Source organism: Paenibacillus planticolens, from assembly GCF_013141725.1.
In the GTDB taxonomy this organism is placed as follows: domain Bacteria; phylum Bacillota; class Bacilli; order Paenibacillales; family NBRC-103111; genus Paenibacillus_E; species Paenibacillus_E planticolens.
The window spans coordinates 1-26,207 of sequence record NZ_WHNZ01000015.1 but is presented as its reverse complement, the minus strand read 5'-3'; the positions used below and the strand labels follow the sequence as shown (position 1 = coordinate 26,207).

Sequence of the window (26,207 nt, the reverse complement as noted above, 5' to 3'; positions counted from 1 at the left end):
TATACCACAAAAAATCCAATAGGCGTCAGCCGCCTATTGGACGTTATGCACGTATGCTTAAGTTAAGACCGTTGTTTTCTGAATGGCTTCCCAATCGACTTCGCCTTCGTTTTGACCGTTGATCGGCCACCACTTGAAACCGTCGTCCGTTAGCAGCTTCGTCGCCTCTTCAGGTCCCCAAGAGCCGGCAGGATACTGCTTAAGATCATCCGTTCTCTCATTCCATGCCGCAGCGATGCGATCCACGTAAGACCAAGCAAGAGCTACTTCATCCCAACGTGTGAAATACGTAGAATCTCCGCGCGCCGCATCATACAGCAAACGCTCGTAAGCTTCCGGCGTATTAATGCCGATTTGGCAGCTTTGGCAGAAATCCATCGCAACCGGAACGATTACGCCTTCGGATCCAGGCTGCTTCGCATTCATTTTCAAATAAATGCCTTCCATCGGATTTACGCGGAATACAAGCAGATTCGGCTCCATCACATGCTTTTTGGCCAAATAAACATTGTTCGGAATGTTCTTGAATTCAACAACGACCTCTGTTGTTTTGACCGGCAGCCTTTTCCCTGTCCGGATGTAGAAAGGCACTCCAGCCCAGCGGAAGTTATCGACGTGAACGCGGGCAGCGAAATACGTTTCTGTCGTCGATTGCGGATTCACCGAATCTTCTTCGCGGTAAGCCGCTAAAGCTTTACCTTTGCTCGAACCGCTTGCATATTGACCGCGAACAACATTCGCCCGAACGTCATCGCCGTTTTCGAATAAACGCAAGGAACGCAGCACCTTAACCTTCTCATCGCGGATATCTTCCGGATGCAGGCGGCTAGGCGGCTCCATGGCCATCATCATCAGCATCTGCAGCATATGGTTCTGCCCCATATCGCGCAGGGCGCCGGAGTGGTCGTAATAACCGCCACGCTCTTCGACACCGACGGTTTCACTTAACGTAATTTGAATGTTTGCTATGTATTTATTATTCCATAGCGGCTCGAAGAAGGCGTTAGCGAAACGCACAAACTCAATATTTTGCACCATTTCTTTGCCGAGGTAATGATCGATGCGGTAAATATCTTTCTCCTCGAACACTTGGCGGAGCTGACCGTTCAAAAGCTCAGCCGACGGCAGATCGTAGCCGAATGGCTTCTCGATGACAAGACGATGCCAGCCTTTGGTTTGAAGCAAGCCGCCTTCGCTTAAATTGTAAGACACATTGCCGAACAGCTCCGGCGCCAAAGCCAGGTAGAATAAACGGTTTCCACCTGTTTGGTATTGCTCATCCAGCCTTGCGGATAAAACATTCAGCTCATGGAAGCCGGCAACGTTATTGATGTCCAGCGACATGTATTCGAAACGCTGGGCAAAGCGCGCCCATTCCGCATCGTCCGTAATTTTGTAACGGGCGAACTCTTGGATGGAATGCTTCACATCATCACGAAATTGTTCATTCGTCCGCGGTCTGCGAGCCAAACCGACAACTGCAAAATTTTCTCCTAATTTCCCTTCACGATACAAGCTGTAGAAAGCTGGAAATAGCTTTCTTTTAGCCAAATCGCCAGTTGCCCCGAAAATATAAAACACAGCTCCACTCATCTATGCATCATTCTTTCTTTATTAGAATTAGTTAATATGCTTAGCATACCTAAAATTGTCAAGCTATTCAACTTTTCTGAGAACTTTCTCTGATAACAATTTCTTATAAAAAACTAGACATTCGTCTATACCGAAGCACAGCCTCGCGAATAGGCTACAGTACATACAAATACGGAGGTGCCAAAATCCTTATGCAGCCCATTCATCCTATCACCGAAAAAGCCTGCAAAAGCCTGTACGGGAAGCCAGTCCTTCTTTTTCTTAACGATGGCTCACAATTTTTCGGAGTATTGAGCCGTTTTGAGAATAATACGCTCATTCTGAATGACGAGGCTCGCCCGAATCTGAATTCAACGACATCCAAGAAAAAAGCCAAAGCTAAGACAAAAACCAGAACGAAAAATGTTAAAGTGGCGGAAACAGAAGCGTCCAGCCCAAATCCGGCGCTTGAGCCATTAAACTTCTTCGGAACGCCAATTTTCGGCGGTCCAGCCCCTGCTCAACCGAGAGCTGTCGATATTCCGCTCGACCGGGTTGCCGCTATGTTTAGCGAATGAAGAAGAGGCTGCTGATGACTTACTCATCTGCAGCCCTTGTTTCACCTGGTAAGCTTCTTTCTCATCTTGTAGCAGCTTAATTCGGAGAAATACTCCTGGATTTCATACCCTTTGCTTAAGTAGAAACCAATGGCTTTGGGATTACTGTCATCAACAAAGAGCTCTGCGGTGCGACAGCGCTCGCTTTTGCCGTAGTCCTCCGCCGCTTTCATAAGCTCTTTTCCCATACCTCTCCCCTGCTCACGGGAATCAACGGCCAACATATCGACGAACAGCACGTTCGATTTGCGAAAGACCGAAATGAAGCCGTAAGGCTGTTTATATCCTTTAGCTGCCACAAATGTTTTGTTGTGGTTCAGCCGCTTGCGAATTTCTGAAAATGTGATCGAAGTGCCTGACTGATATAGTCTGGAAAAGGGGACTAACTGTTCAACAACCAAACGATGAATCGCCCGATCGTCATTTGCAGCTAACCGTTTGCGAATCATGCGGCATCGCCTCCACAAGAAGCAATAATGCTATCTTATGTCGGTCCGCGCAGAAATGACTCAGCTCCTTGCTCTAATTCATTGTGACAAGTACCAATTTACCCCAATTCCCACGAATGCTATACTAGACTTAAGCGAAAAAGAGGTGATTGATATGTTCTATGCTTATCCACCAATAACGGCAGTAAATAGCTACCAAACCCACAAGGATTATTACCGGGTTAGCGGTGTCCGCGGCATCGCCGGCGGCAAATCAACTACGGTTCGTGTGCCCCTGGACCTGCCTTTTGAGGGCTCACCCTATCAGAAATTCGCTAAATCAGCAGCCCAAGGGGTAGCCGGATTCGTTCAAACGGCGCAAAGCGCCAAAGCCTCCGCTCAATCCTTGGTCATGGCAAGACCGGCTGACAACAATCGTGAAACCATCTTAGAGCCTATTCGTGAGTTTGTAGATACATATAATCAACTTCAGACCTCTTTGCAGGAGTCGCCTTCGTATATGAATCGCTCTCTTCTTACCGGACTGGAGCAGGCTGCCAAACCCTATTCGCTGAAAGAAATCGGGATCGTCAAGCTGGATGATGGCCGCCTCGAACTCCACGAAGACGAGCTGCAAGGCCAACTCAGCAGCCTTTCGGGTTCCTTTCGAAAAAGCCTCGACAGCTTAACCGGCTTCGCCGCTTCCTTGGCTGCTACACTTGGCGAGATTCAGCAATTACCGTCCGAGGCGTTATTCCAAATGTCCAGCTCTGACCTGAAACCTTACGGTCAATACCGCTCAAAGCTGCAAGCCTATCTGCCGGTTCCGATGAGTGGAATGCTGCTTGATACGCTGATGTGAACCTTCTGCTCAACCAAAAAAGCGACCCTCCTGCGTGAGCTTATGCACCTGCATGCTCACCCATAGGGCCGCTTTTTTTTAGAATAGTTTCTTCCCTAGGACATGATCGAGCGGAACGTATCCAATGACTCGGCTGTCCATACTGTTATTCCGGTTATCTCCCATCACGAAAACGTGATCCTCCGGAACCGTCCACTGCTTGTTTCCGTTCGCTCTCATCGCTTCATTCAAATACGGCTCGTCCAACAGTTGGCCATTGCGGTACAATTTATCGTCTTTCATCTCCAAATGATCCCCAGGCTTCCCAATCACACGTTTGATCCAGACATGCTTGTCATCGCCTTTGGTAAATAAGCTGAGCAGCGGGCTGTCGAGCAGGTCGTTCTTGAACGTCCGCTTCATTTCCACCCTAGAGTCAATAATCACAATATCCCCATAATCGGGCTCATAATTAAACGTATGAGAAAGCTTCGATACGTAAACGCGCTGACTGTCGTGCAGCGTCGGGTCCATAGAATGTCCCATTACTTTCGTCGACTGGAACACGAAAACGCCAAGAAATACGACTAAAATAAAAGAAATGGCAATGGAACCGAACCAGCTCCACACTTGCTTTAAAAAGTTCATCCTTATCGCTCCCTTGTACCTTGTTGCTACTCAGCCAAGCCGTGCTTAAAGGCATAAATCGCCGCTTGCGTCCGGTCTTCCACACCAAGCTTGGCGAGTACGTTCGTGACGTGAAATTTCACTGTTTTCACACCGATAAATAATTCATCCGCCAACTCCTGGTTTGACTTCCCTTTGGCAATCAAGCGCAGGACTTCCATCTCCCGATCGGTGAGCTCCTCATGCGGCTGCGCTGCCGCCTTAGGCTGCCTGAAACGGTTCATAATCTTAGAGGCCACCTGCGACTCCAGAATGGACTGCCCTTTGGCCGCGGCTCTAATCGCTTGGGCAATTTCAGAAGCGCGCGATGTCTTGAGCAAATAACTAAAGGCACCAGCTTCAATCACTGGATACATTTTCTCATCATCCAAGAAGCTAGTCAACACAATGACTTTACATTCCGGATAGAGCTGCAGCAGTTTCCGGGTCGTTTCGATCCCATCCATGCCTTCCATGACTAAATCCATCAACACGACATCCGGCCGGTACTCCTGAGCCAACCGAATCCCGTCGTGTCCATTGCTGGCTTCACCGACCACTTCAATGCCATCCTCCGTTCCCAGAACGGCGGCAAGTCCGATCCTTACCATTTCATGATCATCGACTAGCAAGACCTTAATCAAGGTATCGTCCATTTGCTTCTCCTCTCGTCAGCAAAACTGTTTGTATCCCTTCCAATTCACAACCGCTATCCGATTTCCGCAGCATCCGTAGCCAGAATTGGAACGCGAATCTCGATGCGCGTTCCCCGATCAGGCGCTGTAATAATATCAACGGAGCCGCCAATTTCGTTAACCCGCTCCTTCATGGATACGATGCCGTAAGAGGTAAGCTTCTTCGCATCCAATTCAAACCCGACACCGTCATCCCGTATCGCCAACCGGACGCCGTCGGGGCGGTGCAGCAGCTTAACCTCCAGCTTGTTCGCTTTGGAATGACGCAAAGCATTGGAGAGCGCCTCCTGTACGATACGGAATAAGTGGTCCTCAATTCCTTTATTTAAACGAATCTCTTCGTCCATATCCCATGTAATCGCCATCGGCACCTTAGCCGACAGCTCTTTAAGAAGCTCTACAAGCCCTTCGGATAATCGTTTCCCTTCCAAGTGGATCGGCCTTAAATGCAGCAGCAGCGCTCTCATCTCCGATTGCGCAACGGAGGCCATCTCCTCGATCAAATGAATTTGCCGTTTGGCCTTCTCAAAGTCCTTGTCCAACGTCCGGCCAACGGCCGTAGCGGTCATGGAGATCGCGAACAGTTGCTGGCTGACGGCATCATGGAGCTCCCGCGCCAACCGCTGCCTTTCTTCAATAACAGCCGACAGCTTCGCCTTTTCCGCAAGCTCGGCGTTATTGTTGGATAAACGCTGCAGCGAAGTAACCTGCTCTTCCCACCGTTTCATAATGCGCCCCAACTGTTCGCCCAGTCGTCCGATTTCGTCTTCGCCGTTCTGAAACCCTTCGCGGGCGAATGTCCCTTTTTCCAGCAAAATCATCGTTTCCATGAGCGGCTCCAGGCGGCGTGTAATCCGTGAGCTGTTCCAATAACCGTAACCGGCGCCAATCCCGCCGATGATGACAATCGCCATAAAAACAAATTTCACACCCTCCTGCCAGCTCGTGAAGGGGGTGATCAAATCGCGTGAATTCATAAAATAAATGATAGCGCCAAATACAAAAAAACTAAAAACAATCGATTCAGCCATACTGCGCCATATCATGTTCGTTAATCTTCGTTTATAGCCGTCCAATATGCGCTGAACCTCCTCCGGATCCTTACATCACTTTGATTTTAATATCTCCTACGATAAAAGAAAGCACTAGTTTCACACGGTGATCGCAGCTATCATAATTGGACGACTGCCAATGCAATTTGTTCATTACACCCGACTCTCGCTCACTCGCGACCTGAATTTGGCCGAAAGTGACCGAAGACGCAACCGAAACCCCGATATCATCCGGTACCTTAATATCAACATCTCCTACAACGCCTTGCAGGATGAATGTCGTTTCTTTTTGCTCCAAAATCGCGAGCGAGAGATCAATATAGGTCTCTCCAATAATGTACCACGTCGAGCTATTGCGCATGATCCAAGGCTCACGCCCCAGACGTACGCTATCCATCAGCTTCTGCTTCTGAATGTAGGTTTCATCTTTATGCACTTGCTTGGAACGTATGAAAAAGAATCCTAGCGAAATCAACACGATCGCGAAAACGATCGTAATATGATCGCCAAACAGAATCACAGCCCCCACGCCGATGAGCACAAAGCCTTTACGCTCTTTGCGGGAGCGGACCCGATGGATGCCCAGCAAGACGAGGATGATCGCAAGAATGGGGAAAAAGCCTATCGTATGATCCAGAAGCAAAAAAAGACCGGCGCCAATCAGCACTAGAGCTGTATTCCGGTTGCGGTTGTTTTTGGTTTCTTCTCCCATCGCTGCACCTCCTCTGGCTGCCGAATAATTCGTTCATATAGATTCCTAGCATACCATAAGAATGGACAGCCTCCAAGACGCAAATCGATGCAAATCCTTGCCCGGCAAGGATTTCGCATGAAGGCGGAGGCATAAGCCACAGGCTGCGCGGCAAGCATTCCCCGCGCAGCCTGCCTGTTGGCGCGCCGGCTATTTCTTGCCGCGCGCCTCTTTCTCTTCGCTGGAGCACTGGCGGCCCCAATCCTGCTGGAGCTTGCGCAGCTCCTGCTGTAGGTTGCCGCCGGCCTCCTTCAGCGTCTCGCGCGACACGCGCCCCGCGACGCGGAGGCCCTGCAGCGCTTCCCGGCCGAGCTCGCGGCCGGTCGTTTCCAGCTCGCGCCATGCGTCGCGAGCTTCTTCCTTGGACATCCCGCTCCGCGGCTGTCCGGTTCCTGATGCGCGCCCGGCACGCAGCGCCGCAAGCTCGTCTGCGAGCGCCAGGCAGACGTCCTGGCTACTCGCGTACTGCGTGCGGTACTGCTCGCAAGCTGCTTCCTCGCGCAGCTTCTCTTGCAGCGCAAGCCGCGCTAGCTCTTCATCGCCGGCGCGCATGGCCAGCTCCGCCTGCTCGGCGCGCAGATGCGCCATTTCCTCGGCGCTGACGCTTTGCCTGCGCAGCTCGATCGTTCGCTGCAGCGCCTCCTGGTAGCGCTGTTCCAGCTCGGCGACGCCCGGAGACGGCGTATTGGAACGGCTGCCTCCCCGTTCATGCAGGTCCAGCTTGCTCGCTGCCTCTTGCCAGGCGATCTCCGCCATTTTACCAATCCGATTGAATACGCTCATTATGCCACACCCCTTAACTTCCTATCGATTATCGTTAGAATTGCGCCGAATCGTTTTGTTTCTTCAGCAAACAATAGCCGTAGTACATTAACCACAAAGCAAAACCAATTGCGATTAGACCTGACAACTTCGTAATTAATACCAAAGCGCCAATTCCGAAAATAACCCAACCAATCTTCTTCCCGTTTCTTATCCCCACATAACCGAGCCCTACCATAGCCACGGGAACCAGCATCCCCATGAAATGAAAATGCATGCCAACTTTATGCATAAGGATGAGAAAGCCTACAGCTATTAAAATTAAGGCCCAACTTTTCGATCGGTTCATGCTCATTTACCGCAACCGCCCTTCGCGTAATCTTGATGCTTCTATCGTAGCCGAAAAGGTTTTCTGCCAAAACGGACTCCCGACTGTTTTTGTACCTAGACCTAAGTCCAGTACGCGCTAAGACTCCTATCCATATTTTGGGCGTTGTTCCTCGCAGTCTATCAATGATAAAATATTTGAAGCCGAGTCCGGCGCACAGACAAAGTGCCGGTACGGGGGACGATTTACATGGGGTGAATATTTGCTCGGTACACCGAGCAGACTAGGGAGAACCTTCTTCCCGAACCCGTCAACTAACCTCGGAGGCTCATTTGAAGGAGGATTACCAATTGCATATGTTAACTAAAGGGTTAGCTTGCCTTGCTGTGTCCGCCACAGTTTTGGCAGGGGGCTTTCTTTCCCCATTTACGGCGCATGCTCATGCCGCCGCGAGTATGGACGTGAAAGTGCAAGTCAACGATGACCTGGTTCAATTTCCCGATGCTCAGCCTTTTCTGGATGACAACCATTCCACACAAGTACCGATCCGTTTTGTAACAGAGAAGCTGGGTTATGACGTACAATGGGAACAAGAAGGCAACCAAATCAAAGTTACACTGAACAACGACAAACATTCCATTACATTGGTTTCAGGTCAAAAAGAAGCCCAAATTGACAGCACACCTGTCGAGATGGACACACATGCCGAGTTCCAAAACGGGCGTGTGTACGTGCCTCTTCGTTTCCTAAGCAATGCTGCTGACATTCCCGTTCACTGGGACGCAAACAGCAAATTAGCGATTCTAAGCAAGGATGGCAATTACCACGCGCCGGATTATGCGTTATTTGAGTCCACTGCCTATTCGGCAGATCCAGCTGAGAACGGTGGCTTTGGAGCAATGGATTACATGGGTAATCCACTAAAAATCGGAACCGTGGCTGTAGATCCATCGGTCATTCCACTTGGATCTAAGCTCTATATAGAAGGTTATGATTTTAACGGCCTTCCTAAAGGCGGCATGTACGCGTACGCAACAGACACAGGCAGCTCCATCAAAGGCAACCGTGTTGATATCTACGTTCCAGGCTCCAAGCAATCCTTACGTTCCTTTGGCTTCCAAACCGTAAAAGTATATAAACTGAACCCGTGATGATCACGGGTCTTTTTATGTTTGCTAGCCAATATCTTTGCTCTAGCCCGAATTTCAGAACAAGCTTCCCAATACACCTACTCATCGAAAAAACTTGCTTCATCCAACCCTTACCTTCAACTAGTAATCAACTTGATACCGGATTAACTTGAGATCCGCCTGATTTTAGGGAACTCTGTTCCCTTATTTCGGCGAAAAGCTGAATTTCGGGTGACAAAGGGGAACTGGTGGGTCTTATTTCACCTCAATGATCTAGCAAGCTGCTTGGAATGGCGGATTAGCGGACCCTAGTTCCCTGTCTATCTTCTAAACGGCTATTTCTAGCAAAATAGCACCCTGTAGTTCCCCTACCTATCCGCAAGGCTTCTGAGACTGACCGCCGCCGCATACTTTCAGCTTCTAGCTTTGGTCGCATTTTCAAGTTTGACCCCAGCAAGTAGCTCCCGCAAAACCGGATAATTAATGAAAATTACGGAGAAGGGAACATTCTTCTACCTACAATAATAAGCAAACCTTCCCTGTACCGATGAGTAACCTCCTTACACAAACTTCTTGATGCTCCCCCTTTCCCCGTGATACCTGAAGAAAGTGCAGGTAATTTGAATGCTTAAGTGCTATTTTGCTAACTTTGATGTAAAAGTGCAGGTAATTTCGGTGAAATGAGTCAATTGGGCCATTTCTAGTGAATTTACCTGTACTAAATGCAGGTATTGATTGAAACTGCATGGAGGATGCTGATTTTTGATGTACTTTCTGCAGTTGAGCTGAGTAGCACCTACAATTGGCAATGTGCGTGGAACAACTGTACTCAGACGAACGCAGCATATGGAGCGAGAATCGTCTCTACCTTCTTGTGCTCGGAGATAAATAGGCAGACTAGTCTACTTATTCCCGCTAACGTCGAGGTAGCTGCATATTCCCGACCCATCACCCTCCGGACACAGCAGCCGTTATCCCGCGAAAAACGTCGCGTCATGCTGCTTGATGGACTCCAGAGACCTTATTTGCCGATTTCCGGGCGAAATCTATCCACAAGTGAGCAATAACAGCGCTCGTGTCTGTTACATCTTCTAAGAGGCCCTCTTTCATCGAATAAGGGCATCTCTGTCCGTTTACGAAGAGCGCGCCGCACTTACGCTCATAACGTCTGATGGAGTAAGCACAGCTTACCCCAAAACAAAAAAAGCCCCGGCCATCAAATGACCGGGAACCAACCGCATTCTTTAAAAGAAATCCGCCAAATAAGTCGTCCGCCGGCCAATCGCCGCTTCCAACCGCGAAACAAGCTCCTGCGAACCTTGAAGCCGCTCGATCCGAGCCAGAAAGCCAGCCTCCTGATAGCCCATGAACAGAGCAGTCAGCGTCTGGATACTGCAGCTCAGAATAAGCTCCTCTGCCGGCAGCTCTCTCTCCGCTAGCTTGGTTACATGCGCTTTTTCCCCGCTGCCTGTGAAGTTCAGACAATAAACGCCGTCATTCCAATCAGCATGCGGGTCCGAAATACGCAAATAGACGGGATCTGCCTCCGTACGCGTTTCAAACACATACTCCGCCAAAAAAGCTTCAACATCTACAATACGTGCTGAGAAATACGTAATTTTCTCTTGCTTGAACTTAGGGTCATGCACCAAGAAAGGAAGCTGATCATCCGACGGCGCTTTGATCTCAACTTTGGTGATCATTGAATCATGATCGGCTATGAATTTCCACAAGCCGCGTCTTGCGTCCTCATTCAAAAATACCATTTCATGTATCGTAGCCGTTGAATCCTTCACTTGATAAAAAACATACCCCGTATGCTCACCTTGCGCATTGACATAGAGGGCTACCGTACCGTCTTTTTGCTTAAAATGCTTGGTGTTCCACCATTCAGCATCCCGCTCCAACATGCCGTTGAACTGCCCCGCGTACTTCTCGTAGATCGGATTTATAAGCTCCATATCCTTTGTCACACGAATGACCGAACTGCCTTCTGAGGCCTGAAACCTGGGAAGCTTATCCGCAGGAATTTCATATTTCAGGTAATCGATGTACGCTTCCCAACCGTATTTCCGATAAAACTCAAATTTGAACGGCGCCAGGAAAGAGAGCGTCTGTCCTTGCTCTTTCATGACCTTGAGCGCTTGAATAAGCAGCTTCGCGACCATGCCATTGCGTCTGTATTCCGGCCACGTCGCTACTCCCGCAATTCCGCCCATAGCAAAACGCTGGCCATTCACCCATGTGTGAAAATCATGAATATGAAGTTTGGCCGCTAACTTTTCTTCAACAAAATAGCCCCAAATTTTCTTCGGGTCAGCCAAACGGTCCCGCTCTGCTTGCTCTTCTGCACTCAGTTTATATTGAAAAGCAAACTGGGATAATGCCATGCTCTCCGAAATTTCCTCTTGATGCAATGTGCGAATTTCATTCATATGTATCACCTCATGTACAATTATACCTGATATTCAATTGCGCCTCATAGAGCCTAATTAGGCTTCTGCGCTAAGGAAATCGGGGCATAAGTCCAGTCAACGAATATCTCTGTGTCATATGATGTTGATGTATAGTGAATCAACCCACTTAAATAAATCAGACCGGAGGGGATACTATGTCATACGCAGCTGGTTGCGGAACTGGATACGGTGCTGGATACGGTGCTGGATACGGATCCGTTGGTGTTGTTCTTGTCCTTTATGTTCTTCTCGTCATTATCTTAGCAACTTTCGCTATCTAATCTTCCTGATTATTCCTTGTAAAAGGCCTGCCTGCGCCAGCTTCTTTAACAGAAGTTGGTACAGTCAGGCCTCATTTTATTGGATCAGATAAATAAGTACACATTCGTCCCTTGCAAAGCCTCTGCCTCCGGCAGGCAGCTGAATCAAACAGTCCGCATCTTTAATGGAAACCATAATGCTGGATTTATCAATGCCTGAGGGCTTTACACGCAAACAGCCTTTCTCCACATGCTTTGTCCCTCTAACATACCGGGGGTAAGCCGAACCTTTATCGTAAGCCACATCCAAATACGCCGTAACGGCTTCCTCATAGGGGGCCAGAGAGCCCGCCATCGCTTTAATCAGCGGCTTCGCAAACAGCTCAAAACCGACAAACGATGCGCCCGGATTACCGGAGAGAGCCAGCAGCAGCTTATTCTCCCATAGGGCTGCACTCGTCGGAGTGCCGGGCCGCATCGCCACTTTATTGAAGAGCAGCTTGCCCGTAAACCGGCCAAACACATCCACCAGAACATCATAGTCCCCTACGGATACCCCTCCGGAGGTGAGGACAAGGTCGACTTTGGCTAAAGTCCCCTGCAGCGCTGCCTCCACCTCCTCCGCATTGTCCGACAGCGCCTGCATGATCACGGCTTCCCCTCCCGCTGCTTCCACTTGAGCGGCAAGCATGTAGCTGTTGCTGTTGCGAATGCGTCCGGGCTGAAGCGCATCCTCTACATTTAAAAGCTCTGAGCCGGTTGAGAAAATGGCTACTCTCGGCTTGCGGTAGACAGAAACATGGGAATAGCCGAAGGTAGCTAATATCGCGGCTTCTCCAGGCCCAATCCGTACACCTTGCTCCAGCAATAAATCTTTAACTCTTATTTCCCCGGCAATAGGAGTTATATTACTCCCAGCAGACACATTCTTCTTAATGCTTACTTGAGATGAGTTCATTCCCGCGTCTTCTAAGGGCAGAGCGTCGGTCATTTCCAGCATGACCACGCAATCCGCACCGTCCGGAACAGGAGCTCCCGTCATGATGCGCGCCGCTAAGCCCGAATCAACCGTGAACTGAGGAACCGTGCCGCTAGGAATACGCTCAATGACGCGCAGCACAACAGGATTTTCCGGGGAGGCCTGCTCGATATCTTTAGAGCACACCGCATAGCCGTCAACGCCGGATCTGCGAAAGTGAGGAACCGGGTGATCGGCAAAGATAGCTCCGGCCAGACGCCTGCCGAAAGCGGCAGATATCGGCACAGATTCGATATCGGTATGTTTGGCATATTCGGAAAGCAAGCTTTGGGCTTCTTCGACCGAAATGATTTTACGCCCAAATTTTAGCTTCGTATCGCTGTTCACTAACGTCTGTTCCTCCCATGAGCTAACCGCCAATTTGCGACATCCGGCGAAGTGTTGGTGTATGAGACTGCGTTTCATTCAGCAAAGCTTGCGCCATCTCGTGATTTTGAGGCTTGATATCCAAGGCGCGGAAAAACAGTTCTTCCATAGCCGCATCATTCCCAATATATTTACGAACATTGAATTCATCTGACCAATATAAGCATGGTTTCACATTGCCGTCAGCTGTAATTCTCAACCGATTGCAAGTCTCGCAGAAATGGTCGCTGATCGGGTGAATCAGGCCAAATGAACCTAATGCCCCTTCAATCCGATAATTTTGAGCAGGTCCGTTGCCGTAAACCGCGTCCGATGCTACAGCATTCCATCCCTTCTCCTTGCAGCGATCCAGTACGGTAGTCAAAGGCAGATAGCGGCTTTTCCAAGCCTCATCTTGATGGCCGATCGGCATATATTCAATGAATCGAACTTGAATCGGGCGATCCAGCGTCATTTGTAAAAAATCTTCAATTTCGTCATCATTCATGCCCTTCATAAGAACGACATTCAGCTTAATCGGAGCAATTCCAACACGGTAGGCTTCTTCAATGCTGGCCAGCACGCGGTTGATGTCGCCACCTCTGGTAATAAGCGAGAACCGGTTGGCTTTTAAAGAATCCAAGCTTATATTTACACGGGTTAATCCTGCAGCACGAAGCTTCTCAGCTCTCGAGGCAAAATAGATCCCATTCGTTGTCAACGCGATATCCTCAATCCCGGGTATTCGGGAAAGCATCCCGATCAGTTGTTCCAAGTTTTTACGGACAAGAGGCTCCCCGCCGGTTAATCTCAGCTTACGAACACCTAGACCGGCAAGCACACGAACAACCTCCGTAATCTCCTCGAACGTAAGCAATTTGTCATCCGGTTCAAATTCCATTCCTTCTTCGGGCATACAGTAGACACAGCGGAGATTACAGCGATCCGTAACTGAAATCCGCAAATAATCGTGCATACGTCCAAAACGATCCATCAACAGCTTCGGCATGAGGCTCACCTTCTCTCTATGCCCATTATGGCATATTCTATTACAAAATCCTAGATTCCATAAAGATAACTATCTGGAAAAATAGTTTTCACGGAAGATTATCTAACATAATCATATATTCTTCCGGCGTATTCACATTAGTGGCAAACACGGTCGGCAGATGAAGCTTTTCGAAAAAATCATTGTTCGCCGGCAGCCAGTCGATATGATCCAGCAGACCCATCAACTGATATTTTTCCTGCTTCAATAACACCTCTGCTTCGGAACCGACTAATCTGGAGTAAACCCCATGGAGAGGCTGAACCTTTCCATCCAAAACAGGGATGACGGCGTCAACATTCGCCGCTTGGCACTGCTGCCCCATAGCAACAGCCGCTTCCGATGACAGAAACGGCATATCGCAGCCGACAATCCACAGGAACTTCTGGGTAGCGGCTTGAGCGGCTGCATGGATACCGCTAAGAGGACCTTTTTGCACATAATAGTCCGACACCCACTGCACATTCATCGTAGAGGGAATCGACTCAATAAGAGGCTTAAATGGCTCCCGTTCGTTCGTTACAACAATCATCTGCTTGCAAACCAATGACATTTCCGCAAGCTGCCTGCAAAGCAGGGGCTGATCTTGCACAGGAAGAAGCGCTTTCGGTCTTCCGCCCATGCGACGATTGAGGCCGCCGGCCAAAATAACGCCTGTCAGCATGTCCCCAGCTCCGCTAATCGTTTCATGAAGGACTGTCTCCAGCTTTCGGACAAGGCTTTCGTCTGAACGAGACGCTGAGCCCCTTCCTCGTTCTTTTTATCGTGATACTTCAGTTGATTCGCATAGGCCAGAGTAACACCGGCATCGTCTTTGGCGACAAGTCTCACATGGGATTTTTTCGAGATGAACCCTTCTTGTAAAACCCTTAAATAAAAACCGGTAAAGCCCGTTTCCTGCATTTGCAGCGGTGTTTGCACCCAGTCCAGGCGCTTCCCTACCTTAAAACAAGGCTGACGCGGCTGCGAGACCTGCACCATGACCTCGTCGATCGCATATATGTCGCCAATACAAACGTCTGTCTCCAGAAAACCCCTGACCGTTAAATTCTCACCGAACGTGCCCGGTTCCAGCTTACGGCCAAGCACTCCCTCCCAGTAAGCATAATGCTCATCAGGATAAACGCACAGAGCCTTATCAACGCCGCCATGCACCGTCAAATCCGCTTGCCCGTCTCCATCCAATTGCGTTTTGGATACATACAAAGATGAGCTGACCGGAAATTTATAAATTCCCGTAACCAGCTCTTTGCCTTGATTATCAATAGTCCGTGGCATTCCCACGTTAACCGAAATGATTTCCATCGTTTTATTCCTCATTTCCCAGCAGGCTTCTTAGCCATAACTATACCAAAAACCGCCCGGAAAGTCAGTTTGGACTTCTGGTCATTCCCATCCCTTTAAGCGTTATTCGATCTGTTCACCCATGCATCATTATCGTAGCCCCTAACTTCCCAATACCCCATATGCTCCTTCTCGATAAGCTCAATCCCCTGAAGCCACTTGACGGATTTGTAAGCATACATCTGCGGCACAATCAGCCTCACAGGCCCTCCCAATTTTTGAGGGATGGGCTTGCCGTCCAGCAGGACAGCCACCATAACATCGTCCCCGCCAGCCTGATCCAAAGACAACGCATCGGTATACACTTTGTCGCCCGAATAAAATTTCACATATTTGGCCTTCTTCTGTACACCTGCCGCCGCTAGCAGCTCCTTGAGCGGGATGCCCTCCCACGTGCAGTTGTAAATCGACCAGCCCGTCACACAATGGAAATTACTAACCTGTACGGTTCGTCTCAGCTTCAGGAACTCTTCCCAGTTCCATACGCCGGGTTTATCGACAAGACCGGATATGGCGAACTGCCATGTATCCGAGGAAAAAGCCGGGATTTCCGTTACCGTATAAATACGGAAATTCCCCTGCGCTCCTCCGCCGACAACAGCGGCGGAATCAGGCAGCGGCGCCGGGGGCGGCAGCATGCTGTTGCCGTCCCCGGCGATATAATCGGCGGTCGCAGAGCCGCCGTTATCCAAGGCGCCTTTTATCCAGCGATAAAAGGCGGGACCGACCGCGATCACAATCACGAGTCCTGCGGCAATCCGCAGGAACGAAGCGCGTGTGATCGGTGAATCCTTCAGCGCGGCGATGACCGCCTGCGCTGTGGAGTGCTCAACCGTGGCCTCAGAGGCCGCCACGGGGTCTTTCTCCGCCGGCTGCGCGGCCGGCGGTTTCGCAGCTCCAGCGGCTTGCTCCAGCCGCTGCTGGCGCTTCAGCCATCGGCTGCGCGAGATGGCGTGGTACACGGCATACGGCACTCCGACCCAGGTGAGCAAGTCATGCAGGAGGAGTGCCGTATTGTTCCAGGCCGGCGGCAGATGACGGAACTGCCACAGGATAACCCCGGACGCTGCCCAGCCGGCCAGCAGCGCCAGCACGAACACCAGATTCGCGCGTTGGTTGCGGCGCGCGCGAATCTGGCGCCAATGCTTGCGAATCATTGGTGTATATAGAGCAATGAGCAAAATAGAAGCGACGCCCAAATATATGTGCAGTTGCTTGAGCGTCACGCGGATGCTTCCCAACTCTCCACGAATTGCCCCAATGCTGAGCACGATGCCTGTTATCGTCAGCAGCAGGAGAATCCAAGCATTCCAGCTATGTATAGCGTTCAAACGCTTGCCAAAAGATTGCTTTAACCAGCCTCTTTTCGATTCCATACGCCCGCTTCCTCTCCATTCATGAGTTATATGTCTAATCATAACGTACAAATATTAAATAAAGCTTACAAACTCGCTAATCTTTCGGCTCAGAAGCGATATCTTGGATCAAGATCCTCTTGAGACTATCCTAACTTAAGGGAACCTCATTCCCTTATTTATGCCAGAAGCGGAAATTTAGGAATTCGACGGGGAACTCCAGTGCCTTATTTCATATCAAACATCCAAAAATATGCCCCCACTCTCGCAATAGAGGATCATAGTTCCCTCTCCACCGATCAAAGGGCTGTTTTTGGCAAAATAGAGCCCTGTAGTTCCCTTGCCTGCCCGCGAGGCATTGTTCAGCATCTACAAATTACTTCATCGTTTTGAATTACAACAGGCGGAGCACGATAAAAAAAGAGGTAAGCGCCGCTCACCCCTTCATTTAACGTAGTATTCACTTTTTCATTGAACTACTTCATCATCTTCATTTCCTTCAGCAGGTATGTATCAATGAACTCTTTAGGGACGTACGCCATGTCGTTTACAATCGTTGGCGCAACCATCAGCATTTCTTTTTTCATACCGACGAGGAATGTTTGGCTGTCGATTTGGATTGTAATTGCGCCGCCCATATCCATGTTCTTATCCATCATCGTTTTATCTTGCATGTTGCTTTTCTCGTCCATCATTTTCTTATCGTCCATCATCATGGACTTCATCAAGGTTATGGATCGATTCATTTCGTTCCATGTTACCTGAAAGCCCAAGGACTCTGCGATTTTACGAAGCGGAGCAAGCTCGCTGCCGTCTTTGGTGATCGTTTCCACACCGCTATAATCGAACTTGGGCATCATCATTTCTTCCGCGTGAGTCAAGCTCGGCAGTGCAAGTGTCCCGACTGTCATCGATACTGCGATTGTTTTTTTCATCCATTTTTTCATTGTTTATTCCTCCTAGAGTTTCATAAAGTTTTCCCACTTCCTAAGATAAAGGACAAAACTTAAGGAACTCTATCGGAACAATTACAAAAGGCTTACAAAAATCGAAAAAGAGATGAACCCAATTAATGAATAGGAATGGTAAACCAGAATGTGCTTCCATGCCCTTCGACTTGCCCCGCCCGGCTATCTACCCCAATCGTTCCTCCATGCAGTTGGACGATTGATTTTGCTATCGCCAGTCCGAGACCGGCGCCTCCACTTACGCGTGTTCTTGATGGATCTGACCGATAGAAGCGATCAAATATTTTGTCCGCATCCTTTTCCTCAATGCCCATGCCTTGATCCTGAATATACAGTTTTAGATACGGAGCCTGCACCTGCGCCTTAATTGCAATGATCCCTCCAATAGGAGAGTGGCGAATGGCATTCCCCAAAATATTAGCCAGCACCCGCTTCATTTCCTGGGGCATAATGCTCACCGGAGGCAGGCATTCGGGCAGATCTACGTTTACCTGCAGCCGCTTCTCTTCCAATTGAAAGGCTAAGCTTTGCAAACCATCTACAAGAAGTTGATCGACATGATACGATTCAGGGGTATAATCCGTTCCCCCGGCATCCAATTGCGAGAGCTTGAATAATTCCTGGATGAGAGCGTCTAATCTGCCTGTTTCCAAACGAATCGTTCGAAGATACCTCTCAAAGGTAGCTTTGTCCTGAATGACATCGTCCTCTAGAGCTTCGACGAACGCTTGTATAGAGGCCATCGGTGTCCTCAGATCATGCGATACATGAGCCACAAGTTCTTTGCGGGAAGCCTCGGCAGTTCGTAATTTGTCGAAGCTGTCTTTCAGCTTGCCGCTCATGCGGTTGAACTGACCAGCGAGACTTTGAAATTCAGCCGGTCCGAGCCGCGGCACTAGACCTTCAAACTGGCCTTCTGAAATGCGGGTGGTTTCCTCTGTAATAGCATGAATGGCTTTTTCCAGTGGACGCGTCATCAAATAGTGTATCCCCATGGACAGGACGGCAGCACCCAAGGTGACGCTTGTCAGCAGCTCGACGTCCTTCCAGTTGAGCAGCATATACTGATAGCAAATAAAAAGCGAAAGCAAAATGATGCCCGTACTCACGCCGCTTGCGATGAGCAAATACATGCGAAGTTTCAGGATGGCTCCCTCCCTTCGAATTTATAGCCGATCCCCCATACGGTTTTTATGTAGCGCGGCTGGGACGGATTCGGCTCAATTTTCTCCCGTAATCGACGAATGTGTACGGTTACTGTCGTTGTATCTCCGTAATAATCTATCTCCCATACTTTGCTCAGCAATTGGTTTCGCGAAAACACTTGCTCCGGATGGGCCGCAAACAAATGCAGCAGCTCAAATTCTTTAACGCTCAGCTCGATATCTTTCTCGTTAACGCGGACACTTCGATGCAGCACGTTGATCTCGAGACCCGGGTATCTCATAATATGGCCTGGTTGCGTTTCCGTAGTCGGAGCAGTCTCCGCGTGGGTTCGCTGAAGTCTGCGCAAAATTCCCTTGACCCGCAGAACAAGCTCCCTAGGGGAGAAGGGCTTCGTCAAATAGTCATCAGCTCCCATGGTAAGTCCCATCAGCCTATCCATTTCGTCGCCCAGCGCCGTCAGCATGATGATAGGGACGTCCTGCTCATTGCGGATTTCTTCGCAGACTTGCCAGCCGTTTTTGCCCGGCATCATCAGATCCAGCACGATCAACTGTGGTTGGTGCCGCCGCCATTGGCGGATCGCCTCATCGCCGTTTGCTGCCGAAACGACTTGATAGCCTTCCCTTTTCAAATAAACGGTGCACACATCAACGATATTCGGTTCATCATCTGCAACAAGAACGATTGACCCCATAGTCCTACCTCCTCAGGCTAGTCTAATTATACCTAATGAAACTTACAGATGTATTACAAAACAATAAAAGCCCGGCATCTTTCATGCCAGGCTTCCCTATCATCCATATTTATTTAAGTTTGCAAAACAGCCTCAATGACACGTTCTTCCTGCTTGCGATTTAAGTTTCGAATATATCTCGTCTGGGCGATACCCGCTGCCACGAGGATAACGGCGAGAATCACGAACATCACCTTGCCGCCGTAGTGGCTGAACACCAATCCTCCAAGCAAAGGACCGAGAGCACGGGATACCTGCCAGTTCATTCCGAAAACGGAGAAATACAAACCTCTGTGCTCTTCCGGGGCAATCACCGAGATCACTTTCTGAATATGAGGCCCGTTTAACATTTCACCAATGGTAAATAAAAATTCAACAAAAAGCAGAATGGCTAAGAAAGGAACGAATCCATAGCCGATGGATACCGCTGCAAACAACATATAGGATAATGCCACGACCAGATACGCGGGAACGTGCTCAGTCCGTTTTGCTATCCAGAGCTGCAAGGCTATAACTACACACCCGTTAAAAGTAATGATGGTCGCGAATACCGACTTATAATTTTCAAAATGCTGCTGCAAATGCAGCGGGAACGTCGATTCCACTTGCGCATATAAAAGGGATACCGGCATGGCGAGAAAAGTAATCCATAGCAGCGATTTATGCTCTGACCATTTGATTTTGACTTTACTCTTGGCAACAATCTGCCCCTCCTTGCTTTTGACAGGCAGGGTCTCCGGAACCTTCCACATAACCAATCCTGCATAAACAAACAGTGTAACCGAACAAGCCAGGAAAATAATTGTCGGATTCATAGTAAACAAGAGCAATCCAAGAAGTGGACCGAACGCCGATCCCATATTCAAGGCCGTATGCAGTAAAGCAAACACTTCAGCCCGCTTCTGCTCCGGCACTACATCCGATATTTGGGCGTTTGCGGCTGGTCCGAACATCGCATGTCCAATCCCGTTTATAATGGAAATAAGGGCAAACTCCCATACATGGCTGGCAAACATGTAACCGCCGATGGCAAAGGCTTGAATAATGAGCGCAGCCAGCATCATCGGTTTTCTTCCGTACTTGTCGCTCAGGCTGCCTGCATACAAGTTTACGAATATTCCGCATAAGGGCTGTAAGCCTACGATCAACATGGATAAGAAGACTGAGCCATCGAGCTTGTCGTACAAATAGAAAACCAGATAAGGTCTCATCATAAAACCCGCCAATGAAGTCAGAATCGTTCCGACGACTCGAACCCATATCGCTGTGTCGTACTTGCTAATCAATGAAAAGAAGGGAATTCTATGCATGTGACCTCCTAGAAGTGTTTGGTCTTCTCAGTTTAGAAGGATTTAGGCAAAAGAAAAAGGTAAAATCTCGTTATAACGGATTTCACCTTTTATGTACTTCCTATTTTCTTACCCTCCGATGCGAATCTTTCGATAAGTATCGATAAACGATAAGACATCTACGCGTTTCCCCCTCTCTTTCGCCACTCTGGCCATTTTCACCAACGTTGTCCAGAATTCGTCAAGGATCGGAGATTCAAATTCATTTTCCTTCGGAGCTTGCATCAGATTATGCTTGTTCGTGTATGAAGAACCTTCATCAGAAATCAAGTACTGAATCTGGCTTTTTTTCCACTGCTCGCCGGTTACGTAGCTTACCCCGATTTCACGCATTTTTTTACGCACAGATGTGACAGGCCGGGATAATTCTCTGGCAATTACAACCGGAGGGCATTCAGATGATAGTCGAATTAACTTATCCAATTCTTGTGTAGACCAAGGTTTCTTAGTCATCGCCATAACCTCACTTCATGAAATGAATGTTTCGTAGTCGCTTTAATTGGTTAACAACGGGTATACTGAGAGAATAGCAACGAATTGTTAGGGAAGTATGAGTTAACCATAATGAAAATATAAAGACATAACTTTTTCGCTATTCTTTTCATTTCTGCGACCTAGGAACTACTTTTTCGAAAAATCGTAGGACTATTTGAGCAAAAAACATCGTAATGGAGGATGAACACGAATGAAACAACCGATTAACGGAGCAGAACAGTACATAATGGAAAAAGGGCAAGGAGCCCCCGTCATATTGTTGCATGGTTTTCCACTGGATCATCGCATGTGGCAAGCGCAAGCCGATGCTTTGTCGGAGCATTATCGCGTTATTACACCTGATTTACGAGGGATGGGTCAATCGGATGTTCCCGCAGCGAACATTTCCATGGAGCACTACGCGGATGACATTTTGGCCATGATGGATAAAATGGGCATACAAAAAGCCGCCTTAGGCGGCTTCTCCATGGGAGGTTACATAGCGTTTGCGTTATTGCGCAAAGCGCCTGAGCGGTTCACCGCGCTTCTCCTCGCGAACACCCGGCCAGAAGCGGACGGTCCGGAGGGCCGCAAGAATCGGATGAACATGGCGGTGTCCCTTTATGACAAAGGAGCCGGCGCGGCCAGAGACGCCATGCTGCCCAAGCTTCTCACCGAACAGACCGTCCAAGATCAGCCTGGTCTCGTGGAGGACTTAAGCGCGGTCATGGCCTCCATGCCTGCCGAAGGTCTTGTCCACGCAAGCTTGGCTATGGCGTTCCGCGCCGACTCTGTCGACCTCCTCGGCAGCATATCCGTGCCGACGCTTGTCATCGCCGGCGAGCAGGATCCGGTTGCGCCACCGGATGTGATGAAAAAAATGGCTGACGCAATCCGCGGAGCCAGCTTTCATGCCATCCCGGCTGCTTCTCATTTGACGCCGATGGAGAAGCCCGAAGCCTTCAACGCGCTGCTGCTTGAATTCCTACAAAGCGTTACAGCCTAACAAGCTGGTCCATGACCATCACGGCTGCTCCCATCGCAAGAGCCTCTTCACCAAGCTGCCCCTTGCTGAAGACAACCTGATACGCGGGGTAGTAGTACGTTTTCCGTATCGCCACTTGTGTAGCGGTTTGGAAGAACAACTCCCCGCCCGCGATGAGCGGTCCCCCGAGAATGACCTTCTCGGGGTGCAAAATATTTAATAAATTGGCGAGTCCTATGCCAAAATAGGTCGCAGCCTCCGTAATGATCTCCACGACAAGGGGATCATTTTTTTTGAGCGCCTCCAGCACCTGCGTATAGGTGACTTGTTCGGGATCCTCCACGAAATGCGACAGAATCGTAGATCTTCCCTGTTTTAGAGCAGAGCGTGCCGCCTTTTCAATCGCATACAAGGATGCGTATGACTCCAAGGCCCCGTAGTTCCCTGAGGCATTGCGGTGCGCCACCCCATCCGTTTGAATGATCATTTGCCCGACGGAGCCTTCCATGTCCACGGCTCCATAGATCACTTTCCCTTCGGAGACCATAGAAGAGCGTAACCCAACCCCGGCATGAATATAAAGCAGATGCTTGAAGCTCTGCGTACGTTGGTGCCAGGACTCTGCCAAAATCGCCGTATTGGCTCCGTTATCCAACATCCCGGGTATGCCTAGCTCCTCAGACAGCAGCCTGCAGATCTTAACATTTTTCCACCCCTTGGCCTGAAAATAGGATGGCTCCAGTATAGTGCCTGACAGCCTGTCCACGGGACCAACGGCGCCAATGCCAATTCCGAGCAGCATCGACTTGGTGATTTCATGCCGCTGCAGCATGCTATGCGCTTCTGCAGCAATGAGCCGGATCAAAACATCCGGCGTCATTTCTGTGGTCATCGTCCAGCTCCGGGTGTCGAGCTTATTCATGCCCAAATCCACCAATACGAGCTTAGACAGCGTCCTGGAGATTTCCAAGCCAAATATATACGCATAGGCCGAATTCTTCTCATACAGAATCGGCCTACGCCCGCCTGTTGAAGCACCGAAGCCGGATTCAAGGATGAAACCTTGACTCGTCAGCTCCTCCAAAAGCCGAGTCAGCGTTGAAACGGTCATCCCGCTTCGCTCTAACAGCTCTGTCTTGGATATCGTCGTCTGGCGACATATCAACTCATAAATTTCTTTCGCTTTCCGGTTCGGAATGCGTTCCGTTATAACACCAGCATTCAAAAGAAACATCCCCCAATGAAAATCTTTCTCACTTACTTCGCCATTAGGGTGTTCAATTCCTGCCTTGTCTTCTTCTATTCCTTCGATCCAATCATTAGCGTATACCCCAAATAATGATGGTATTTATTCACCAACTCATCGTACCTGGCTGTGATTTGCCAAATTCGCGGGTCCATGAACGATTGCTTATCAGATAAGTGCACAGGATCCGGATGCTGAACTTGATCCTCAAACATCATTAGCGGGAAGGGATGCGCGCCTGAGAATTCTACGTCAAATTTAGCTTCCTCCAGCAGCTCCCGCCATTCATCCATACTATAAATTTTACTGACCCCATAGAAGCTGCATAGCGCGCGATGTACGCCGGTCGACATATCCTTGACGCGGATAACTTCCCGGTCATAGAGCTTCCCTCCGGGCTTCAGAACGCGATAATACTCTGCTACCGCCTTCTGCGCATCTGCAAAATTCGTGACGGATTCAACCATCACAACATCAAACGCTTCATCTTCAAAAGGTAATTGGCACACGTCACCCTCTTTAAATTCCACCTGCACCCCTAGCTTCTCGGCTCTTATGATGGCCTTAGCTATCATTTCCGGGCGGATATCAACCGCTGTTACTTCGCATCCCTGCTCTGCAAGGAAACACGCCGTTCTCCCCGTACCGCATCCGACCTCCAAGACCCGCTTGCCTTTCTCTATCGGGTATTGCTTCAATTGCTCCATAGTCTCGCCGAATCCGCCAGGGTGCGCATTGCCCACACCAAGCTTAGCTAACATATCTAGATACTCGATAGCATTTACACCTCCATAATGGCAATTCATTTTCTTTTTTACCATATGGAAGGCTGCTGTCTCTTGTTCAAACTCTGGGTCGAATTTTATAAAAAAGGCTCCTGCCTAAAGCGTGTAATTTCAGCTTCATTGCAAAAGAAAAAGCTCATGAAATCATTTGATTTCATGAGCTTCTGCTCGTTATACCGGCAAGAGGACTCGAACCTCCACCCTTTCGGACTCGATTTTGAGTCGAGCGCGTCTGCCATTCCGCCATGCCGGCTTATTAACTTGAGAAAACAATGGTGCCGAAGACCAGACTTGAACTGGTACGGTAGTCACCTACCGCAGGATTTTAAGTCCTGTGCGTCTGCCGATTCCGCCACTCCGGCTAATTATTTTGTGGAGGCGCCACCCAGACTCGAACTGGGGGTAAAGCTTTTGCAGAGCTCTGCCTTACCACTTGGCTATGGCGCCTTAGTAATAATGGAGCGGAAGACGGGGATCGAACCCGCGACCCTCGCCTTGGCAAGGCGATGCTCTACCGCTGAGCCACTTCCGCATAAATATTAAATACTGGGGATCAAGGATTTGAACCTTGGCATGACGGAGTCAAAGTCCGTTGCCTTACCGCTTGGCTAATCCCCATTATCTTGCTTTGGTAATAATGGGCGGACGACGGGACTTGAACCCGCGAATGCCGGATCCACAAACCGGTGCGTTAACCCCTTCGCCACGACCGCCACAATATTAAGTTTCTTACTTTTTTGGCAGGGGCAGCAGGAATCGAACCCACACCAAAGGTTTTGGAGACCTTTGTTCTACCCTTAAACTATGCCCCTAGAAAAAGTAAATGGAGGCTGATGGATTCGAACCACCGAACTCGGAGAGAGCAGATTTACAGTCTGCCGTGTTTAGCCACTTCACTAAGCCTCCATGATATAAATCCTTACCGGATACCCGATAAACGATCTGGTGCCGTCGAGAGGACTTGAACCCCCAACCTACTGATTACAAGTCAGTTGCTCTACCAGTTGAGCTACAACGGCATATGATGTTGCAAGAATGGTGGCTCGGGACGGAATCGAACCGCCGACACGAGGATTTTCAGTCCTCTGCTCTACCGACTGAGCTACCGAGCCTTACATGATGTTGGTAATAATGGCGGAGCCGACGGGATTCGAACCCGCGGTCTCCTGCGTGACAGGCAGGCATGTTAGGCCTCTACACCACGGCTCCACATTCATTATTGGTTGCGGGGGCAGGATTTGAACCTGCGGCCTTCGGGTTATGAGCCCGACGAGCTACCGGGCTGCTCCACCCCGCGTCATTAAGTATAAGTCAGGAATTCTATTAAATCAAGTCTTCATTAGAATTCATGATGGAGGCTGACGGGATCGAACCGCCGACCCTCTGCTTGTAAGGCAGATGCTCTCCCAGCTGAGCTAAGCCTCCATGGGAAATGCTTGATGGTGACCCGTAGGGGACTCGAACCCCTGTTACCTCCGTGAAAGGGAGGTGTCTTAACCACTTGACCAACGGGCCTTGCTAGAAAGATAGTGGCGGAGAGAGAGGGATTCGAACCCTCGAGACGCTTGTGACGCCTACACGATTTCCAATCGTGCTCCTTCGGCCAGCTCGGACACCTCTCCATATGGCTCCCCGAACAGGACTCGAACCTGTGACAACTCGATTAACAGTCGAGTGCTCTACCAACTGAGCTATCAGGGAATAAAAACAACATTTCTTTCAAGGATTATTCCTTGAAAACTAGATACGAAACTTGCGTAAAGAATATTTGTCATCTACGTTAGACGTAGCGACTAGCTGCTTAGTCAGCT

Annotated in this window: 26 protein-coding genes, 16 tRNA genes and 1 riboswitch; of the genes, 5 read left to right on the top strand and 37 right to left on the bottom strand. The window is 49.3% G+C overall.

The features are described from left to right. Positions 1 to 57: 57 nt before the first annotated feature. The gene (gene zwf / locus GC097_RS06355) at positions 58 to 1,593 is read right to left on the bottom strand and encodes a glucose-6-phosphate dehydrogenase (protein WP_171682494.1); all 1,536 of its coding nucleotides are present in this window, start codon (positions 1,591 to 1,593) and stop codon (positions 58 to 60) included. Positions 1,594 to 1,784: 191 nt separating this feature from the next. On the opposite strand from zwf, the gene GC097_RS06350 reads away from it, so the two are divergent. Beyond that, the gene (locus tag GC097_RS06350; RefSeq protein WP_171682493.1) at positions 1,785 to 2,150 is read left to right on the top strand and encodes a hypothetical protein; all 366 of its coding nucleotides are present in this window, start codon (positions 1,785 to 1,787) and stop codon (positions 2,148 to 2,150) included. A gap of 41 nt (positions 2,151 to 2,191) precedes the next feature. Here the strand turns inward: GC097_RS06350 and GC097_RS06345 are convergent, their stop codons facing one another. Further along, positions 2,192 to 2,638 (bottom strand): GNAT family N-acetyltransferase, encoded by a 447-nt coding sequence (locus tag GC097_RS06345; RefSeq protein WP_171682492.1) that lies wholly within the window; start codon positions 2,636 to 2,638, stop codon positions 2,192 to 2,194. 154 nt (positions 2,639 to 2,792) lie between these two features. On the opposite strand from GC097_RS06345, the gene GC097_RS06340 reads away from it, so the two are divergent. After that, complete coding sequence (locus GC097_RS06340; RefSeq protein ID WP_171682491.1) at positions 2,793 to 3,479, top strand: hypothetical protein; 687 nt, start codon at positions 2,793 to 2,795, stop codon at positions 3,477 to 3,479. 78 nt (positions 3,480 to 3,557) lie between these two features. Here GC097_RS06340 and lepB read toward each other — a convergent pair whose 3' ends face one another. The 6 genes from lepB to GC097_RS06310 form a co-directional block, all read right to left on the bottom strand. Further along, the gene (gene lepB, locus GC097_RS06335; RefSeq protein WP_171682490.1) at positions 3,558 to 4,106 is read right to left on the bottom strand and encodes a signal peptidase I; all 549 of its coding nucleotides are present in this window, start codon (positions 4,104 to 4,106) and stop codon (positions 3,558 to 3,560) included. Positions 4,107 to 4,132: 26 nt separating this feature from the next. Next, complete coding sequence (locus GC097_RS06330) at positions 4,133 to 4,780, bottom strand: response regulator transcription factor (protein WP_216625674.1); 648 nt, start codon at positions 4,778 to 4,780, stop codon at positions 4,133 to 4,135. Positions 4,781 to 4,833: 53 nt separating this feature from the next. Then, on the bottom strand, positions 4,834 to 5,895 hold the full coding sequence (locus GC097_RS06325; protein WP_171682489.1) for a sensor histidine kinase: 1,062 nt from the start codon (positions 5,893 to 5,895) through the stop codon (positions 4,834 to 4,836). A gap of 25 nt (positions 5,896 to 5,920) precedes the next feature. Next, a complete protein-coding gene (gene liaF / locus GC097_RS06320; protein ID WP_171682488.1) occupies positions 5,921 to 6,583 on the bottom strand; it encodes a cell wall-active antibiotics response protein LiaF in 663 nt (220 codons plus the stop codon). A 189-nt stretch (positions 6,584 to 6,772) separates the two neighbouring features. Beyond that, on the bottom strand, positions 6,773 to 7,405 hold the full coding sequence (locus GC097_RS06315) for a PspA/IM30 family protein (RefSeq protein ID WP_171682487.1): 633 nt from the start codon (positions 7,403 to 7,405) through the stop codon (positions 6,773 to 6,775). Positions 7,406 to 7,439: 34 nt separating this feature from the next. After that, on the bottom strand, positions 7,440 to 7,739 hold the full coding sequence (locus tag GC097_RS06310) for a LiaF transmembrane domain-containing protein (protein WP_171682486.1): 300 nt from the start codon (positions 7,737 to 7,739) through the stop codon (positions 7,440 to 7,442). A 164-nt stretch (positions 7,740 to 7,903) separates the two neighbouring features. After that, positions 7,904 to 8,056, top strand: a riboswitch (cyclic di-AMP (ydaO/yuaA leader). A gap of 12 nt (positions 8,057 to 8,068) precedes the next feature. Between GC097_RS06310 and GC097_RS34660 the strand changes: the two genes are divergently transcribed. After that, positions 8,069 to 8,863 (top strand): stalk domain-containing protein, encoded by a 795-nt coding sequence (locus GC097_RS34660; RefSeq protein WP_281364258.1) that lies wholly within the window; start codon positions 8,069 to 8,071, stop codon positions 8,861 to 8,863. Positions 8,864 to 10,086: 1,223 nt separating this feature from the next. Here the strand turns inward: GC097_RS34660 and GC097_RS06300 are convergent. Further along, a complete protein-coding gene (locus GC097_RS06300; RefSeq protein WP_171682485.1) occupies positions 10,087 to 11,277 on the bottom strand; it encodes a GNAT family N-acetyltransferase in 1,191 nt (396 codons plus the stop codon). A gap of 176 nt (positions 11,278 to 11,453) precedes the next feature. Here GC097_RS06300 and GC097_RS33860 point away from each other — a divergent pair, with 176 nt between their 5' ends. After that, positions 11,454 to 11,579 carry a YjcZ family sporulation protein gene (locus tag GC097_RS33860; RefSeq protein WP_216625673.1) on the top strand — a complete coding sequence of 42 codons (126 nt, stop codon included), beginning with the start codon at positions 11,454 to 11,456 and terminating at the stop codon, positions 11,577 to 11,579. Between the two features lie 76 nt (positions 11,580 to 11,655). Here GC097_RS33860 and GC097_RS06295 read toward each other — a convergent pair whose 3' ends face one another. The 10 genes from GC097_RS06295 to GC097_RS06250 all read right to left on the bottom strand — a co-directional run bounded on the left by GC097_RS06295 (position 11,656) and on the right by GC097_RS06250 (position 21,359). Further along, positions 11,656 to 12,957 (bottom strand): molybdopterin molybdotransferase MoeA, encoded by a 1,302-nt coding sequence (locus GC097_RS06295; protein WP_246294001.1) that lies wholly within the window; start codon positions 12,955 to 12,957, stop codon positions 11,656 to 11,658. Further along, a complete protein-coding gene (moaA, locus tag GC097_RS06290; RefSeq protein ID WP_171682483.1) occupies positions 12,947 to 13,951 on the bottom strand; it encodes a GTP 3',8-cyclase MoaA in 1,005 nt (334 codons plus the stop codon). The genes GC097_RS06295 and moaA overlap by 11 nt, the downstream gene beginning before the upstream one ends. Before the next feature lie 88 nt (positions 13,952 to 14,039). Further along, the gene (gene mobA / locus GC097_RS06285; protein WP_171682482.1) at positions 14,040 to 14,654 is read right to left on the bottom strand and encodes a molybdenum cofactor guanylyltransferase; all 615 of its coding nucleotides are present in this window, start codon (positions 14,652 to 14,654) and stop codon (positions 14,040 to 14,042) included. After that, positions 14,648 to 15,310, bottom strand: a complete 663-nt coding sequence (locus GC097_RS06280) for an MOSC domain-containing protein (RefSeq protein WP_171682481.1) — start codon at positions 15,308 to 15,310, stop codon at positions 14,648 to 14,650. The genes mobA and GC097_RS06280 overlap by 7 nt, the downstream gene beginning before the upstream one ends. A gap of 80 nt (positions 15,311 to 15,390) precedes the next feature. After that, positions 15,391 to 16,710 (bottom strand): molybdopterin-dependent oxidoreductase, encoded by a 1,320-nt coding sequence (locus GC097_RS06275; protein ID WP_171682480.1) that lies wholly within the window; start codon positions 16,708 to 16,710, stop codon positions 15,391 to 15,393. A 455-nt stretch (positions 16,711 to 17,165) separates the two neighbouring features. Continuing rightward, complete coding sequence (locus GC097_RS06270) at positions 17,166 to 17,636, bottom strand: stalk domain-containing protein (RefSeq protein WP_171682479.1); 471 nt, start codon at positions 17,634 to 17,636, stop codon at positions 17,166 to 17,168. A gap of 122 nt (positions 17,637 to 17,758) precedes the next feature. Next, positions 17,759 to 18,790, bottom strand: coding sequence for a sensor histidine kinase (locus GC097_RS06265; RefSeq protein WP_171682478.1), 1,032 nt, complete (start codon positions 18,788 to 18,790; stop codon positions 17,759 to 17,761). Positions 18,791 to 18,798: 8 nt separating this feature from the next. Next, the gene (locus GC097_RS06260) at positions 18,799 to 19,518 is read right to left on the bottom strand and encodes a response regulator transcription factor (protein ID WP_171682477.1); all 720 of its coding nucleotides are present in this window, start codon (positions 19,516 to 19,518) and stop codon (positions 18,799 to 18,801) included. Positions 19,519 to 19,631: 113 nt separating this feature from the next. Further along, positions 19,632 to 20,867, bottom strand: coding sequence for an MDR family MFS transporter (locus tag GC097_RS06255; protein WP_171682476.1), 1,236 nt, complete (start codon positions 20,865 to 20,867; stop codon positions 19,632 to 19,634). A gap of 108 nt (positions 20,868 to 20,975) precedes the next feature. Next, positions 20,976 to 21,359 carry a hypothetical protein gene (locus tag GC097_RS06250; protein WP_171682475.1) on the bottom strand — a complete coding sequence of 128 codons (384 nt, stop codon included), beginning with the start codon at positions 21,357 to 21,359 and terminating at the stop codon, positions 20,976 to 20,978. 232 nt (positions 21,360 to 21,591) lie between these two features. On the opposite strand from GC097_RS06250, the gene GC097_RS06245 reads away from it, so the two are divergent. Then, complete coding sequence (locus GC097_RS06245; RefSeq protein ID WP_171682474.1) at positions 21,592 to 22,386, top strand: alpha/beta fold hydrolase; 795 nt, start codon at positions 21,592 to 21,594, stop codon at positions 22,384 to 22,386. Here GC097_RS06245 and GC097_RS06240 read toward each other — a convergent pair. The 18 genes from GC097_RS06240 to GC097_RS06155 all read right to left on the bottom strand — a co-directional run bounded on the left by GC097_RS06240 (position 22,376) and on the right by GC097_RS06155 (position 26,097). Further along, complete coding sequence (locus GC097_RS06240; protein WP_171682473.1) at positions 22,376 to 23,599, bottom strand: ROK family protein; 1,224 nt, start codon at positions 23,597 to 23,599, stop codon at positions 22,376 to 22,378. The two genes, GC097_RS06245 and GC097_RS06240, sit on opposite strands and share 11 nt — an antisense overlap. A gap of 65 nt (positions 23,600 to 23,664) precedes the next feature. After that, positions 23,665 to 24,432: a class I SAM-dependent methyltransferase gene (locus tag GC097_RS06235; RefSeq protein WP_246293998.1), complete on the bottom strand. Its 768-nt coding sequence runs from the start codon at positions 24,430 to 24,432 to the stop codon at positions 23,665 to 23,667. A 138-nt stretch (positions 24,433 to 24,570) separates the two neighbouring features. Beyond that, positions 24,571 to 24,649, bottom strand: a tRNA-Leu gene (locus tag GC097_RS06230). A gap of 20 nt (positions 24,650 to 24,669) precedes the next feature. Next, a tRNA-Leu gene (locus GC097_RS06225) sits at positions 24,670 to 24,758 on the bottom strand. Between the two features lie 11 nt (positions 24,759 to 24,769). Then, a tRNA-Cys gene (locus tag GC097_RS06220) sits at positions 24,770 to 24,843 on the bottom strand. A 10-nt stretch (positions 24,844 to 24,853) separates the two neighbouring features. Next, positions 24,854 to 24,928, bottom strand: a tRNA-Gly gene (locus GC097_RS06215). Positions 24,929 to 24,942: 14 nt separating this feature from the next. Further along, a tRNA-Gln gene (locus GC097_RS06210) sits at positions 24,943 to 25,014 on the bottom strand. 22 nt (positions 25,015 to 25,036) lie between these two features. After that, a tRNA-His gene (locus GC097_RS06205) sits at positions 25,037 to 25,109 on the bottom strand. A 25-nt stretch (positions 25,110 to 25,134) separates the two neighbouring features. Further along, positions 25,135 to 25,208, bottom strand: a tRNA-Trp gene (locus GC097_RS06200). A 12-nt stretch (positions 25,209 to 25,220) separates the two neighbouring features. Next, a tRNA-Tyr gene (locus GC097_RS06195) sits at positions 25,221 to 25,302 on the bottom strand. A 37-nt stretch (positions 25,303 to 25,339) separates the two neighbouring features. Continuing rightward, a tRNA-Thr gene (locus GC097_RS06190) sits at positions 25,340 to 25,415 on the bottom strand. Positions 25,416 to 25,432: 17 nt separating this feature from the next. Further along, positions 25,433 to 25,508: transfer RNA gene (locus tag GC097_RS06185), tRNA-Phe, on the bottom strand. Positions 25,509 to 25,528: 20 nt separating this feature from the next. Next, a tRNA-Asp gene (locus GC097_RS06180) sits at positions 25,529 to 25,605 on the bottom strand. 11 nt (positions 25,606 to 25,616) lie between these two features. After that, a tRNA-Met gene (locus GC097_RS06175) sits at positions 25,617 to 25,693 on the bottom strand. 55 nt (positions 25,694 to 25,748) lie between these two features. Next, a tRNA-Val gene (locus GC097_RS06170) sits at positions 25,749 to 25,821 on the bottom strand. A gap of 15 nt (positions 25,822 to 25,836) precedes the next feature. Continuing rightward, positions 25,837 to 25,911, bottom strand: a tRNA-Glu gene (locus GC097_RS06165). Between the two features lie 15 nt (positions 25,912 to 25,926). Continuing rightward, positions 25,927 to 26,018, bottom strand: a tRNA-Ser gene (locus tag GC097_RS06160). Positions 26,019 to 26,021: 3 nt separating this feature from the next. Next, positions 26,022 to 26,097 (bottom strand) — tRNA-Asn (locus tag GC097_RS06155). Positions 26,098 to 26,207: the final 110 nt, after the last annotated feature.